Consider the following 13,686-nt stretch of genomic DNA (forward strand, 5'->3'; position numbering starts at 1 on the left):
TGGAAGAAGCGTTTGTGCAGTGCACCCAGCATGATGCTCCAACAACCATCTAGCGTTTGGGCAGTGTCGGGCGAAACGAGGGGCTAGTCCTCTAAACCGGCTGGCAAACATGGTCGCCGACGCCCAACGCGGGTGGCTTTCACGAACCCGGTGCTGCTTCACGACTGCTGGTGGCCCAAATATGCAGTTGGTTGCTTTCGACTTTGGCGGCTGACTCATCATCAGAAGCAATCACCCGAAGTCGAGGCCCCACGGGTTCTCGCATTCGTCTGGCGAACTTCAACCAAAACAACACGAAATCGATGAAAGACTGCCCCAATCTTTTTTTTCTTCATGCGCTCGGCAGCAGCCGAAAGGCATGGGACGAGCTGGCTCGACACCTCGCGGCCGACTTCCAGATCGTCACGCTGGATCTGCCAGGCTTCGGTGATGCGGTCGACGCTCCTGATTCAACGGTCGAAGGCATGGTCGAGGCAGTGGTCCAGGCGATCAGGACGAGCGGTGCCACGCGGTGGCTGATCGTCGGCCACAGCATGGGCGGCAAGATCGCATCCATCGTGGCCGCCCGTGCGCTGGCGGGCGAAACCGGCTTGTTCGGGCTGTCAGGTGTCGTGCTCCTGGCGGGGTCACCGTTGTCGCCCGAACCAATGGATGAAGACCGGCGCCAGAAAATGATCGGCTGGGCCAGCCAAGGCCCGTTGACGCCTGCGTCCGCGCGCGAGTTCGTGGATGAAAACATCGGTGCTCCCCTGCCGGACCACCACGACCAGCGCGCCGTGCAGGACCTGCTTCGCAGCTCTCCACACGCCTGGGTGGCCTGGTTGGAGCGTGGAAGCCGGGAAGACTGGTCCCGCAAAGTGCCGTGCCTGGATGTGCCGGCTCTCATCATCGTGGGTAAGCAGGACGGCGATCTTGGAGAACAGGGCCAGCTGCAAACCAATGCCCGGACCTATCCGCGCGCCGAGCTACGTGTGCTTGAAGGCGCCGGCCACCTGCTGCCGCTGGAGCGCCCCGAAGCGGTCGCAGAAGGCATCCGCGACTTGTGGAGCATCGTCTCCACCAAGGCACCCCACGTTCCGGCAGCTTTCGCACGTGTGGTGGCGTCTGCACGAGTCAGCCGCAGGATGCGCGCCATCCTCGCCAACCGTGCCATTGCAGACCCTGTCGCCGCTACCCCGAAGGCATTGAGCCCCAGCCAGTTGCAAACATTACGAGCCATCGCACGCTGCGTCATACCGCAGACCGGACCCGAAATCGACCTGGCCAACAGGCTCGATGCACAACTGTTCGCGGGCAAGAGTGACGGCTGGCGGCATGCCGAAATGCCTTCCGACCTCGATGCATACAGGCGTGCCCTCGATGCGCTCGCCGGTTTCGAAAACCTTTCGCACCAGGCCCAGGTGGAGCGCCTGCGACTCGTCGCCCAGGGCGGCGACGGCGCCGCCGTATGGTCTCCCGACAAGATGCGGCTTTGGTTCCAGGACGCATGCGCGGACCTGGTGCGGCTCTGGGTCGCACATCCGGCAACCATGGCCCGGATTGGATTCGATGGTTTCGCCAACGGAGGCGACGGGTTGCGGAAACAGGGGTTCGAGCGCCTGGCGGCTGGTGAACGTGAGTCGTGGGAACCATTGATCGAGGTGCTGTCATGAAATTCGACGCCATGAAGCACTTTGACGATGGCGAGCGTGTCGATGCCGTCGTCGTCGGCACCGGCGCGGGTGGTGCGCCGCTGCTTGCAGCACTGGCGGCACGTGGCCTGCGTGTACTTGCCCTGGAGGCAGGACAAAACTGGGAGCCGGGCGAACATGTGGTCGACGAGGCCGAGGGTTGCGACATCAACTGGATGGAAGAGCGGCTTAGCGGTGGCGGCACACCGACCGCGTTCGGGCCGAACAACAGCGGGATCGGCGTGGGGGGCTCCACCTTGCACTGGGGTGCCTTCACGCCTCGCCCGGATCCGCGCGACTTGCAGCTTCGAACATTGCAGGGCGTGGGCGAGGACTGGCCGGTGGAACATGCCGAACTGGTCTCGTACATCCAGCGCGTCGAACGATTCATCGGCGTTTCCGGACCCGCCGCGTATCCCTGGGACCCCGAACGAACCTATCCCTTGCCGGCCGCTAGGCGCAATGCGTCCGCCGATGTGATGGCGCGGGGTTGTGCATCGCTGGGTATACGCACGGCCGATGCCCCAGCCGCACTCGTTTCGCGCGATTGGCAACAGGAGGGCGGCGGGCTGCGCCAGGCCTGTGTGAACTGCGGCTCGTGCCATCAGGGATGCCGCAACGCGTCCAAGGCCAGCATGGACACCACCTATCTTCCATTGGCGGTAGCCAGGGGTGCGGAGATCCGACCGGAATGCCGGGTCACCGGTTTCGAGCGTGATGGCCAGGGAAGAATTTCCGCCGTGATCTACCGCCGCAACGGCGTGGAGAGTCGCCAGCGCTGCGGTGCGGTGTTTCTTTGCGGCGGTGGTGTGGAAACGCCTCGGCTTCTGCTTCATGCCGGGCTCGCCAACAGCAGCGGTCAGGTCGGCAAAAATTTCATGGCGCATGGTGCCGCACAGGTGTGGGGCAGGTTCGGCGAAGAGATGCGCAGTTATCGCGGTTACCCGTCCTCCCTGCTCACCGAAGATACCGTGCGGCTGCCCGGGGTCGACTTCGCAGGGGGCTACCTCATCCAAAGCCTGGGAGCCATGCCCGCCACGCTGGCCACGTCGCTGGTTCGAGGCGCAGGGCTCTGGGGGCAGCCACTGGTCGATGCCCTGGACGGCTATCGCTTCATGGCCGGTGTCGGCATCAATGCCGAATGCCTGCCCGCTGCAGGCAACCACCTGGAGCTATCGGCCGAGGTGGACGACTTCGGCGTTCCGAAAGCCGTGGTGCGTTTCACCGCGGGCGAGAATGAAAAAGCCATCGACCGCCACGCCATCGGACTCATGCAGCAAATTCTGCAGGCCGCTGGCGCAAGCGAGACCGTCGTGGTCTCCCGCACGGCGCACACCATCGGTACATGCCGCATGGGGACTGACCGTGAAACGGCCGTGGTCGATGCCGAAGGGCGGAGTTTCGACATCGAAAATCTCTGGATTTGCGACAACTCGGTTTTCGCCAGCGCACTGATCGCCAACCCGGCCCTGACCATCATGGCGCTTTCGCTGAGAACCGCAGACCGCTTCCTGAAGGGCTGAGCCGCCGCGGAGCACCCTGCAAGGCGCGCCCCGCGAAGTCGCCGTATGCCTACGCCACACCGTGGCGTTTTCTGCCTTAGCGGCGACACGTGACAACCAAGAATCATGCCTGAACCAACTATTGGAGTGTCATCTTGGCCGACCGACTCGTCATGCAGGATCCGCGGACGCAATATCCCCAGCCCCCGTTTCCCAGGCAACCTCAGTCCGCTCCGGGCCGGGCGTCGCGTATGGAGCCCCAGCCCGACCACGGGGAGACCAGCTACAAGGGCAACGGCCGCCTTGAGGGCAGGAAGGCCCTAATCACCGGAGGAGACAGCGGAATCGGCCGCGCCGCTGCCATCGCTTATGCCCGCGAGGGCGCCGATGTCGCCATCTCCTTCCTGCCCAGCGAGCAGGCGGACGCGGACGAGGTGATCGAACTCATCCAGGCGGAAGGCCGCACTGCACTGGCACTGCCCGGCGACGTGATGGATGAGCAGTGGTGCCGGGAACTCGTCGCGCAAACGGTGAGTACGCTGGGAGGGCTGGACATCCTCGTGATCAATGCGGGCAGGCAACAGCACCGCCCGGACATCTCGAAAGTGACGTCGGAAGACTTCGACAAGACCTTGAAAACGAACCTGTATGCGATGCACTGGATCGCGCAGGCAGCCGTGCCGCACCTGCCTGCCGGTGCCTCGGTGATCACCACCGCGTCCATCCAGGCATACGACCCTTCGGCGATCCTGCTGGACTACGCCACGACCAAGGCTGGCATCGTGGCCTATACGAAGGCGCTGTCGAAACAGCTCATCGAGAAAGGAATCCGGGCCAACGTCGTAGCGCCGGGGCCGTTCTGGACACCGCTCCAGTCTGCTGGTGGCCAGCCCCCGGAAAAGGTTATGAAATTCGGCGAGGGAAGTGTATACGGCCGACCTGGTCAACCGGTGGAAATAGCTCCGGTGTATGTGCTGCTGGCCAGCCAGGAAGCCAGCTATATCACGGGCGAAGTGTTCGGTGTTACCGGCGGGGCAGGCGTTGCTTGAGCGCCGCTATCGCGCAAAACCCGGTGGCAGGCACCGAATGGTGCACGACTGCCGCCGCCTCACCCTCTGAACGTTATGACGGAGAACTTCCGCTCGAAAGTTACTCCGCGTTGGGTGACGGCCGCGCCGTGGCGCTTTCAGGCGCCGACGGATCCATCGACTGGTGGTGTGTGCCGAACCTGGACTCGCCCCCGTTGTTCAACCGGCTGCTCGACCCACCGGAGGGTGGACGCTTTGCGTTGACGCCGGAAGGACCGTTCGAGTCATACCAACGTTATCGTGCCGATAGCAACGTCTGCGAGACCATTTTTGTCACGCCCAACGGCACTGCGCGGATGGTGGAGTCCCTCAACAGCAGTACTGCGGGCCGCCTGCCTTGGGCCGAATTGGCGCGTCGCATCGAGGGCCTCTCCGGAGAGGTCACCTTTTCACTGGAATTGCTCTTCAGCCGCCGCGCGGACGCCGTGAGTCCATACCAGTCGCATATCGGCGGGCACGCGGTGTTCCATGTCGAACGCGTGCTCGGGGTGTTCCTGCACTCAACAGGGTTCGTCGTCGATCGCAGCGACGAAGGCGTGCGCGGCAAAGTCAAGGTCTGTGCCGGCCGGCGTGAACTGGCGGCCATCGTGGCGGGACAGGACGAACCCTTGGTGGTTCCCGGCATCGAGGAAATCGATGGCCGGATCGAGACTTCCCACGACGAGTGGCAGCGCTGGGCGAAGGGCGTGAAATACGACGGCCCCCATCGCGACGAGTTCGTACGCAGTGCCCTGGCCCTGAAGCTGCTGTTGTATTCGCCGACCGGCGCGATCGCGGCCGCTGCCACCGCAGGACTGCCCGAACGCTCAGGCGGCGACAAGAACTACGATTACCGTTACGCCTGGGTGCGGGACGCAGGCTATACGGTCAAGGCCTTCCTGGCCGCGGGTGCGCATGCAGAGGCAAAAGCAGCCTTCAGCTGGCTGCTCAAGCGGCTCTGCGAATTCGGTCCGCGTGTGTGTTTCACGCTGCAGGGAGAACCGGTGCCGGAGCCTCGTCGTATCGACATTCCTGGATACCGGCACAGCCAGCCGGTGCTGGTGGGCAACGCGGCAACCAACCAACGGCAGCAAGGTGTGTACGGCGACATTTTCGAGACTGCTCACCGTTTTGTGGACTGCGGCAACATCCTCGATTCTTCCAGTGCCCTAGTGCTGGCGAAACTGGCGGACCAGTGCGCCGACGGCTGGCGGCAGAAAGACTCCGGCATATGGGAGCTTCCGACGCCGGAGCACTACACCAACTCCAAAATCAGTTGCTGGCAGGCGTTGGCCCGTGCGGTGGAACTCGCCGACGGCGGGCAACTGCCCACCACCTGCCGTGACCGCTGGCTGCGGGAACGCGACCGGATAGCGGAGTGGATCGGCACCCATTGCTGGTCGGAAGAAATGCAGGCCTACGAGTTCTACCCGGGCTCCGGAAGACTGGATGCGTCCCTGGCGCTTGCGGTGCGATTCCGTTTCGACGGACACGATCGCCTGGCGGCAACACTGGATGCGATAGACCGCGAACTCGGATGTGGCGATTTCCACTACCGCTACAGCGAGGCCGATCAGGAAGAGGGATGTTTCGTGGCCTGCACCTTCTGGATGGCCGAGGCGCGCATGTTGCTGGGTCAGCATAAGCACGGGGCGGAAACTCTTCTGCGTGCACAAGCCGCCCTGGCGCAGCGTGGTGTGGGTGTTTTCTCGGAGATGGTCGACGGCAATTCGGGCACGTTCCTGGGCAACCTGCCCCAAGGTCTTTCGCACCTGGCGCACGTGATGGCCCTAGACGTCATGACATCGCAGAAGCCCTGTTGAATTCAAGCATTGACAAGGAAAACCATGGCTCGTGATCAATACAGTTTTACGAATCCAGTCGAGCAGTACGCTCGCGTGGAACCGCCTGTGCAACATCAGCCGGTGCCCGGCATACAGGCGCGCATGACGCCAGTGCCTGACCTGGGCGAGAAGACATATCGCGGCAGCGGACGCCTTGCCGGACGCAAGGCCTTGATAACCGGTGGCGACTCCGGCATTGGCGGCGCGGTCGCCATCGCATTTGCGCGCGAGGGCGCCGACGTCGTGATCGTGCATCTGCCCTCAGAACGAGAGGATGCCGGTCATATCCTCAGTCACATAGAAAAGGCTGGCAGGAAGGGGCATGCGATAGCCGCCGACATCACGGATGCAGACCGCTGCCGAGCGCTCGTCGAGGAAGCCGTGGGGGTACTAGGCGGGCTAGACATTCTCGTCAACAACGCCGGCAAACAGGTGGCTGTCGCGCAAATCGCAGACCTGACTGACAAACAGTTCGAGTTGACGTTCCGCACAAACGTGTTCGCGAATTTCTGGATCACCAAAGCAGCCCTGGCCCATATGTCGGCGGGTGCCAGCATCATCAACACCGCGTCGCTGGAGGCCTACAAGCCGTCGCCGGAACGCCTGGATTACGCGGCTACCAAAGCGGCGATCAACAATTTCTCGAAGGGTCTCGCGCAGCAGCTCGCATCGCGTGGCATTCGAGTAAATGTGGTCGCGCCGGGACCGGTGTGGACTGCGTTGCAAGTTTCGGGCGGTGTGTCCGACGAGCAGATGAAGAACTTCGACAACGAAAACATCTACAGACGTTCTGGTCAGCCTGCCGAACTTGCCCCTGCCTATGTTTTTCTAGCATCCGCGGAGTCGAGTTACGTATCAGGCGAGACTCTGAATGTAAACGGCGGGATGGTCACGCCATAACCGCACTGCCCGGCTTGTGCTTTGACCATTTGGAGGCAGCGGATTGATATTCGCCCACGACTGCGTCTCTCCAACTAGGTCAGTGTGACCAGGTCCCTGTTCGCGTTCTGCAGTTCCTGATGTAGTCGGCGGTTCTGGTCGGCGATCTCCGTCAGCGCTAAGGCCTCCCGCAGTTGGGCACGCAACTGCACGTTGTCCCAGGGCTTGGCAAGGAACTTGTAGATCGCCCCCTCGTTGATCGCGTCGGTGATCGACTGCAGTTCGCTGTCGCCCGACAGCACCAGCCGCAGCGTGTCCGGGTACAGCCGCTTTGCCCGCCGCAGCAGTTCGACGCCGGTCATGCCCGGCAGGCGTTGGTCGGACAGGATTACGTCGACCTTGTGCCGAGCCAGCAGTTGCAGCGCCTGTTCGGCAAAGGTGGCGCTGAGCAGCAGCCAGCCTTCACTGCGCAGTAGCCTACGCAGTGCGGCGATGATGGCTTAGGTCAAGCGCTTCCGCCAGCTCTCCGGTTTGGCCTTCAGCCAGAATGAACAGGTCTGGGAGCAGATCGAGGGCATAGCCGGCTGGCGCGGAAACTTGGACGATGCCGGCTCAGTTGGGGACGGAATGCAAAGTCAGCGACCACTCCTTGGGATAGATTCGTCCCGTCGCGCCAATCCGGCAAGCGGCATATAAGGAATGCAGTATGTCCCAAGACCAGCTGAACAAATTTCAAGCGCGCGTTGCCCAAGACCCGGCGCTGACGGAAGAGCTCACCTCCAACGTAACCACCGCGCAGGAATTCGCGGAGCATGCTATCGCCAAAGCGGAAGCACTTGGGTACGAAATTACCAGCGACGATGCCCACAAGTGGCTGAAGGAGCAAAAGCATCTCGCAGAATCGGGGGAGCTTTCCGATACGCAACTGGAGGCAGTGGCGGGCGGCAAGCGCCACAAGAACATGGCAGCCATCCTCCTTGGCGACCCGGCCGAGCATCAAAAGAAAATTTTCGGCTGATCATCCAGCAGCGCCGTGGTCCCAGCGGCATGATGTTCGACGACGGCTCGCTCCGCGTGGGCGCGAATCTGAAATTGCGAGGCTGGCAGTTGGGACGCTGAGCCAAGTCCGTCCACCGCCACTGGGATAGATTTCACCCCTCTAGCCATAGTGGCGCCAACCTCAGGAGTCTTCCGTGTCCCAAGCTCAGATCGAACATTTTTACACCCGGGTCCAAAGCGAACCAGCGCTGATGCAGGAGCTCATGTCCAACTTCACGACGCCAGAAGAGTTCACGGCCCGCGTGGTTGCCAAGGGCAAGGACATGGGCTACGACTTCACGTACGCAGAAGCCGAAGCGTGGATCGAACAACAGCGTAATGTCGACGACAGCGGCGAACTCTCAGACATGCAGCTTGAGGCAGTGTCAGGCGGGAAAACAGCACGACAGGCCATCCGTTCCGGAGCGAATGAAATCGGCATGGGTCATAACGGGCCTGTTGACACGGGCGTCAAATACGCTGGGGCAAAAATCAACGAATTCTTTTCCGGCTGGTAAGCCTTTCCCGAAGTTGAAGTTGCAGCCATAAAAAGTCGCCATGACCTTTTGTCGGCTGGCGCCTGCATGCTGAATGTAGGTCCTTGGACTGCGGCACCGACCTATTTCGCATGTCCAACAAACTTTTCGCAGCCACCCGCATTGTGGCCATGGTAGGTCTGCTCGCATCGGCAGCTAGCGCGCATGCTGCATACACCATATACATCTACCAGTCGGGCGCCGATGTGGCGGCATCGGGCAGCGGGGCCATTAACACAGCGGGCATAACTTTGTTTGGCAATACCGGCAATTTCATTCCTGACACATCGCCGAACGTCGCCCGAAGTTTGGTGGGGCAAGGGCCCTCTACTCAATGGCAGGGAATCACTGGTCCAACGTCGTTCGGCACAGGTGGTACAACTTTTGCATCTTCAGTAACGGGTACTGTTATCGGCATCGTGGGCATCAATAGTTCGATCCGACTTCAACCTGGCTATGTCTCTGAAACGGCAATGCAAGGCACTGGAATATGGACAAATAGAACTTTGGCGTCCCTTGGTCTGACAGTGGGGACCTATACCTACACGTGGGCACGGGTGCCAACGCCGACAGCTTGACTCTTAGCATCGGCGCAACGCCACCGCCGCCGGTCGTGGCGTCAACAAGTATCCCAACCTTGTCTGAATGGGGCCTGATCCTCATGGCCTCGCTGGTCGGCATGGTCGGCATGGTCGCAATGCTACGCATGCGCAAGGGTCGCTGATAGGCTGCCAAACGCTGGCTTGTCACAGGTTGGCGGTGTACTCTCCAATTGCTATATCCAGTTCCTTTTTAGGCTTCTCGCAAAGCGACCTTGGCGATCACTTGCGCAACCCAGGTGTCGACGTCATAGGCCAGCCCCAGGGCCTCGAGCGGCATTGCCGGCCTTGCAGGCGTCTGCACACGGCACTCGACCTGCACCGGCACCTTGACCTGCACCGTTCGGACCGTGCCGCAGCCGGCCAGCGCGGCCGCTGCGGCGATCGCAATCACTGTCTTCATGGCTTCACCCTCCCCTTCCCAGCGCTGCACACAGGCCTGCAGCGCTGGCGCAGTCGTCGTCGGCGACGGCCGCCGGGGTAACAATCTTTGAGTGGCGCGCTGCTGGACCGCCACTGCCGCGGCCCGGGCGGCGGCCTGCACTGGCTTGGTCGCTGCCGCGCGTTTCTTGGCCAGGTTATCGAGCGCCTCGACTGCATCGCTGACGGCCGTGGCATCGGCGCGCGTCTGGTCCCGCTGCTGCTCGGCCACGGTGCGGGCATCTCGAGCGTCGATCCAAGCCCAGCCCAGCAGGGCGTTGGCGGCGATGCTGGCGCCCAGTAGGTAGGCGAGTGCGTTCACGCCAGCACCTCCAGGGCCCGCAAATACCGCGCGCGGCGGTCTCCGATCCCATTCAGTACGCCATTGATCCGGCGCGTCACGGTTTTCATAACCTGCCCGTGCGAAAAAAGGCTGGACGGAGGGTCCTGGGCGATTTGACTCTGGACTTTTGCTTCACCATCCCCTACCTGCGCAGGCAAGTTGCGAAGCAGTGAGGCCGGGCTCAGAATGTCTGCATGACTGGTCTACTCATCTCCGTGAGCGTCCTCGCAGCGATCGTCGTCCTCGTCTTCGGCACCGCTGCGCTTCTGATCACAGGCTCCCTTACGGCAGCATGTGCACTGCCGCATGGTCATCCGGCTGCGGACTGGCTTCGAAACTTCTCGGCCCGGGTAGCGGCGTCGGGGTGGGAGATGGTCTGGCGCCTAGACGTGCTCTCGTTCGCTGCGGCACTCGTTGTTGGAGCGGTTTTAACAGTCGCCCTGTCCTAGATCCGCAATTCCTCGACCGGGAAGCCGTCCAGCCCTATGCGAATCGCGGGCTTGTACCCTTTATGAATGGCGGTCATCTGCTCGTGGAACTCCGTTTGCACGGCGCGGAGGCTGTCCGGGAAGTCCGGATCCGCTGTTGCGGGGCCGGACTTGAACCAGGCTATCGGCTTTATGTGGTCCACCTCGGTGGCCTCCCGATACCTGCGCTTGCCTCCCCGGCAGTCAGGGTAGTGGCAGAGCTGGCCGCCGCACTTCAGTACCAGCAGGCAGAGCCGGTCCCACTTGGCGCCGTAGCCGCGGGCCTGTCGGCTATCACTGCTTCAGGCCATGCTTCATGCCGACCAAGCGCACCGCTGCACGCAGCTCCATATTTGCGGGAAGATGATGCACTTTCTATCCGTACACATATCATTTCCATGTCTGAGCAGATAGTCCCCGTACCCACGATTGCAAAGACGTTCGAAGTACTGCGAAAGCTGACCAACCACTTAGAGGCGATGCAGAGCGCTCTTGATCTCATAGCAACGAGATCGATCTCGCATCAGGCAACCCTGCATGCTCTTATCGAAAGCCATCCAAGCCCAAGGACCTTGTTCGATTCGTTTGCTTCCTGTATGGACTCAATCGCGGGACTCAACACTACCGTTAACAACTCTCAGCTCCGAGACGAGCTACACGAGATGCAGTCGAAGATCCTGCGAACAATCAACGCTTCCAGTCTGCGCAGCAAGAGCTAACCGCGTTTGCACCCATGGGACCCACGGGCTTGGTCTGGCTCCGCTGGATACTGCCCTCCGCGTTCCCGTGACAGCGGTGGCGCAGTCGCGGAGAGATCCCGCCATTCACCCGGGGCGGGCCTATTCACGTTCCGGGGATCTTCGGGGGCAGGTAGATCACGCTGCTACAACGCGCGAAACCACTCTGTGCGGGAGGGCGGCGCCTGTTAACTACCGAAACGCGAAGCAAGTAATCTACTGCTTGTATCGGGCTGGAGTCACGGGTGCGGGCCACACACCGTGGGCGTATGCATCGCTGAAGCCCGTCAGAACTCTTGGGCCGGCCTGCCATAGCCGCTGACCATCTCGAGCACGCGTGAACGTACCGTCACCATTCAGCTCGACTGAGTCCAAGCCTATCCAGTAGTGAGCAGTACGGGTAATAGACGGAAATGGGTCTGGCCAGCTCCGGTACAACTTGCGGACATAAACCTGCATCTGCACAGAGTGAAGCTCACCGTGTGCGTCCCACACAGCAATAGAGGGATGAACTTCGACAGTGAATACAGTTATGGACACAGCAGAATTATTGTCCACCATCCTTTCAGCAAAATGTCTATTCCCCCATCTCCACGATCAACCTCAACAGCGTATGGCCGCGGGCTCGGGCCTCGTCCAACCCGGACCAGCCGCTCTCGATTGCATGCTGCGCGGTGTACTCAGGAGCCAGCAGCGTCGCGGCGCTGGTGCAGCAGATGCGGATGAACAGCGTGAGGTCATCCCATCCGAGGGAGCGCTGCAGGGTGTGCCGTACCTGGTTGAAGGGCTGCAGCACCAGGGCTGCGGCTTCCTCCGGGGAGCTGGTGCCAGGGCGGCCGGGGAACTGGATGACGTTGACCATTCCTCACTGTAGCGCGTGAGGTGCTTTGGGGTGATTGGCGCCACCAGCGCGAGACGATCTCCCGGCTGTGAAGACTGTGCGGAGCGGGACCCGGCTGGTGGCAGTACGAAAAACCCGCCGAGCACTGCTGCTGGGCGGGTTGGTTGCGGACGTAATGGTCCGCACATAGCGTCGCCGAGCGCTTCTCACTTTTCAAGAAGTCCGTGTCTCACTTTTGGTTCGCCAAGCTCACCGCGCGTACCCACCTCGCCCGATAGCTGGGGTGACGCCCACATGCCCATTGCTGCGCAACTGGTCCAGCACTCGGCTGACGGCCTTGCGCACTGCAGCCTTGCCTCTGGCGTCGTCGAACTCGGGGCTTTCCAAGTGACATCTCGGCCAGGATCTGCCGCAGCCGGAAATCGCGGCCCGGAAACGCATCCAGCAACGCGATCACCTCACGCGCCTACTGCATCGATAGCATCCTTCACGTTGCCCACCCCTGCCGCCAGCACCAGTTCGTAGCGGTCGAGGGTGAGGCCGAGCCGCGCGGCCGCAGCCGGCCGCGCTGCACCATCGCGTGCCGGGTATTCGGCCCGCAGCACCAGCCGGCACTGCAGGTCCATCCGTTCCCAGACCGCCTGCACCACCCGGGCCCGTCGTTCGTTCGGCGGGGCCGCGCGCACTTGGTCGTCGTCTTCCGACTCGGGCCTGCCGCCAATCCCCCCAGGTTCGCTCGCGGCCTCCCACGGCCATTCGCCCAGCTAGCACCACCCGGACCAGCTCACCAGCTCCTGATGCACCTCGTCGGGTATTCGCTAGCCCATCACGCCTCCGTTCCTATCGGGCTACGGCGATTCCGCACCCGGCCTTGTGAACGCGCAAAAGATTGCGCGCAAGTTTTTGCTTGCTCGTTTGGCACCGGCCCGGCGTCTCTCCCGTTTGCTGTCCCTTTTCCCCTCCCCCTAACGGAGGAGTGGGAATCCGGGATTGGGACCCATCCCATCCAAGACCAATCGGGAACTAAACGGGAAACGAGACGCAGGAAAATGCGCGTTTTTTTGCGCGTTCGCAATTTTTTGAGCGTTCGGGCAGTGCTTGAGGAGCGCCCGCGTTGTCGTCCGAGAGATTGGGTACTCTCAATTTCACAGATGACAGCACCTTGAGGCAGCTCACGATAGAACCACCAGACCGTTTGCGGTAGACAGCTGCCGCCCGCCACCAGCGATTTAAGGGCTGACTGAAGGCGTTCGCGATGGCGATCCTTCTTACCCTTGTCCTTCGGCATTTCAGCGACGGCGGCCTCCAGAAGCTCACCGGTCGAGAGGCTGTCTTCCAAGTCCAGCATCTAAAAGCTTTTCACATCGGTGACTAAGAAGGCTTTTTCCATTTTCGGAACATGTCCCCCGCAGACGCGGCTGCTTTGCGATTTCCGCGCTCCGCAGCAGCCATTTACCCTCTTCTGCTTCCCCGCGCTGCGCACCAGTGCAAGCTAGGGAAGGTCTGCGTAATTCACTTTGAGATGTGCTGAAGCAGGGTGGTCGAATGAATTCGCCGCGACATCTCGTCCGCAGGCCATCGCAGCACTGTCTAAGGTTAATTTTTCGGCCCGCTGGCCGCCTGCAGGCGCACTCATGCCCGCGTTCCCATCAAACGCCCCCGCGCCATCCACAGGTTGGACATGGCCGCGGCCTGCGCCGCCCGAGAGCGGAAGGAGGCCACCAACCGCGCCCGTTTCCTGCA

The 13,686-nt window shown here is 61.9% G+C and carries 15 protein-coding genes; 9 read left to right on the plus strand and 6 right to left on the minus strand.

Annotation, left to right across the window (positions count from 1 at the left end; all coding sequences use genetic code 11):
* The first annotated feature begins 302 nt into the window (after positions 1 to 302).
* The 5 genes from ASE76_RS11310 (at position 303) to ASE76_RS11330 (ending at position 6,983) form a co-directional block, all read left to right on the plus strand.
* Positions 303 to 1,652: an alpha/beta fold hydrolase gene (locus tag ASE76_RS11310; protein WP_055839148.1), complete on the plus strand. Its 1,350-nt coding sequence runs from the start codon at positions 303 to 305 to the stop codon at positions 1,650 to 1,652.
* Positions 1,649 to 3,193, plus strand: a complete 1,545-nt coding sequence (locus ASE76_RS11315; RefSeq protein ID WP_055839152.1) for a GMC family oxidoreductase — start codon at positions 1,649 to 1,651, stop codon at positions 3,191 to 3,193. Before ASE76_RS11310 ends, ASE76_RS11315 begins: the two co-directional genes overlap by 4 nt.
* 131 nt (positions 3,194 to 3,324) lie before the next feature.
* Positions 3,325 to 4,221: an SDR family oxidoreductase gene (locus ASE76_RS11320; protein WP_304437653.1), complete on the plus strand. Its 897-nt coding sequence runs from the start codon at positions 3,325 to 3,327 to the stop codon at positions 4,219 to 4,221.
* A complete protein-coding gene (locus ASE76_RS11325; protein WP_201781853.1) occupies positions 4,218 to 6,062 on the plus strand; it encodes a glycoside hydrolase family 15 protein in 1,845 nt (614 codons plus the stop codon). The genes ASE76_RS11320 and ASE76_RS11325 overlap by 4 nt, the downstream gene beginning before the upstream one ends.
* 24 nt (positions 6,063 to 6,086) lie before the next feature.
* Positions 6,087 to 6,983, plus strand: a complete 897-nt coding sequence (locus tag ASE76_RS11330; protein ID WP_055839161.1) for an SDR family oxidoreductase — start codon at positions 6,087 to 6,089, stop codon at positions 6,981 to 6,983.
* A 74-nt stretch (positions 6,984 to 7,057) separates the two neighbouring features.
* Here ASE76_RS11330 and ASE76_RS11335 read toward each other — a convergent pair whose 3' ends face one another.
* Positions 7,058 to 7,459, minus strand: coding sequence for a response regulator (locus tag ASE76_RS11335; RefSeq protein ID WP_082448344.1), 402 nt, complete (start codon positions 7,457 to 7,459; stop codon positions 7,058 to 7,060).
* A 209-nt stretch (positions 7,460 to 7,668) separates the two neighbouring features.
* Here ASE76_RS11335 and ASE76_RS11340 point away from each other — a divergent pair, with 209 nt between their 5' ends.
* The 4 genes from ASE76_RS11340 (at position 7,669) to ASE76_RS21475 (ending at position 9,260) form a co-directional block, all read left to right on the plus strand.
* Positions 7,669 to 7,980 (plus strand): Nif11-like leader peptide family natural product precursor, encoded by a 312-nt coding sequence (locus ASE76_RS11340; RefSeq protein ID WP_055839167.1) that lies wholly within the window; start codon positions 7,669 to 7,671, stop codon positions 7,978 to 7,980.
* Between the two features lie 175 nt (positions 7,981 to 8,155).
* On the plus strand, positions 8,156 to 8,518 hold the full coding sequence (locus ASE76_RS11345; protein ID WP_082448346.1) for a Nif11-like leader peptide family RiPP precursor: 363 nt from the start codon (positions 8,156 to 8,158) through the stop codon (positions 8,516 to 8,518).
* Positions 8,519 to 8,628: 110 nt separating this feature from the next.
* Positions 8,629 to 9,114, plus strand: a complete 486-nt coding sequence (locus tag ASE76_RS20845) for a hypothetical protein (protein WP_168389243.1) — start codon at positions 8,629 to 8,631, stop codon at positions 9,112 to 9,114.
* A gap of 35 nt (positions 9,115 to 9,149) precedes the next feature.
* On the plus strand, positions 9,150 to 9,260 hold the full coding sequence (locus ASE76_RS21475; protein ID WP_369793406.1) for an IPTL-CTERM sorting domain-containing protein: 111 nt from the start codon (positions 9,150 to 9,152) through the stop codon (positions 9,258 to 9,260).
* Between the two features lie 68 nt (positions 9,261 to 9,328).
* On the opposite strand, the gene ASE76_RS21165 is transcribed toward ASE76_RS21475, so the two are convergent.
* The 5 genes from ASE76_RS21165 to ASE76_RS21170 all read right to left on the minus strand — a co-directional run.
* The gene (locus tag ASE76_RS21165; RefSeq protein ID WP_236698407.1) at positions 9,329 to 9,877 is read right to left on the minus strand and encodes a hypothetical protein; all 549 of its coding nucleotides are present in this window, start codon (positions 9,875 to 9,877) and stop codon (positions 9,329 to 9,331) included.
* 466 nt (positions 9,878 to 10,343) lie between these two features.
* Complete coding sequence (locus tag ASE76_RS11355; protein ID WP_055839173.1) at positions 10,344 to 10,529, minus strand: hypothetical protein; 186 nt, start codon at positions 10,527 to 10,529, stop codon at positions 10,344 to 10,346.
* Between the two features lie 1,150 nt (positions 10,530 to 11,679).
* Positions 11,680 to 11,964, minus strand: a complete 285-nt coding sequence (locus ASE76_RS11360) for a hypothetical protein (RefSeq protein ID WP_055839176.1) — start codon at positions 11,962 to 11,964, stop codon at positions 11,680 to 11,682.
* Between the two features lie 437 nt (positions 11,965 to 12,401).
* Positions 12,402 to 12,629 (minus strand): hypothetical protein, encoded by a 228-nt coding sequence (locus ASE76_RS11365; RefSeq protein ID WP_156362670.1) that lies wholly within the window; start codon positions 12,627 to 12,629, stop codon positions 12,402 to 12,404.
* Positions 12,630 to 13,435: 806 nt separating this feature from the next.
* Positions 13,436 to 13,686 (minus strand): hypothetical protein (locus tag ASE76_RS21170; protein WP_236698408.1); only part of this gene is annotated, 251 nt, incomplete at its 5' end.

The organism is Xylophilus sp. Leaf220 (assembly GCF_001421705.1).
Taxonomy (GTDB): domain Bacteria; phylum Pseudomonadota; class Gammaproteobacteria; order Burkholderiales; family Burkholderiaceae_C; genus Xylophilus.

Bases quoted from the DNA above. Each gene is read 5' to 3' on its own strand.
- ASE76_RS11340 (WP_055839167.1), top strand. From the start codon at position 7,669: ATGTCCCAAGACCAGCTGAACAAATTTCAAGCGCGCGTTGCCCAAGAC.
- ASE76_RS20845 (WP_168389243.1), top strand. From the start codon at position 8,629: ATGTCCAACAAACTTTTCGCAGCCACCCGCATTGTGGCCATGGTAGGT.
- ASE76_RS11330 (WP_055839161.1), top strand. From the start codon at position 6,087: ATGGCTCGTGATCAATACAGTTTTACGAATCCAGTCGAGCAGTACGCT.
- ASE76_RS11310 (WP_055839148.1), top strand. From the start codon at position 303: ATGAAAGACTGCCCCAATCTTTTTTTTCTTCATGCGCTCGGCAGCAGC.
- ASE76_RS11315 (WP_055839152.1), top strand. From the start codon at position 1,649: ATGAAATTCGACGCCATGAAGCACTTTGACGATGGCGAGCGTGTCGAT.
- ASE76_RS11360 (WP_055839176.1), bottom strand. From the start codon at position 11,964: ATGGTCAACGTCATCCAGTTCCCCGGCCGCCCTGGCACCAGCTCCCCG.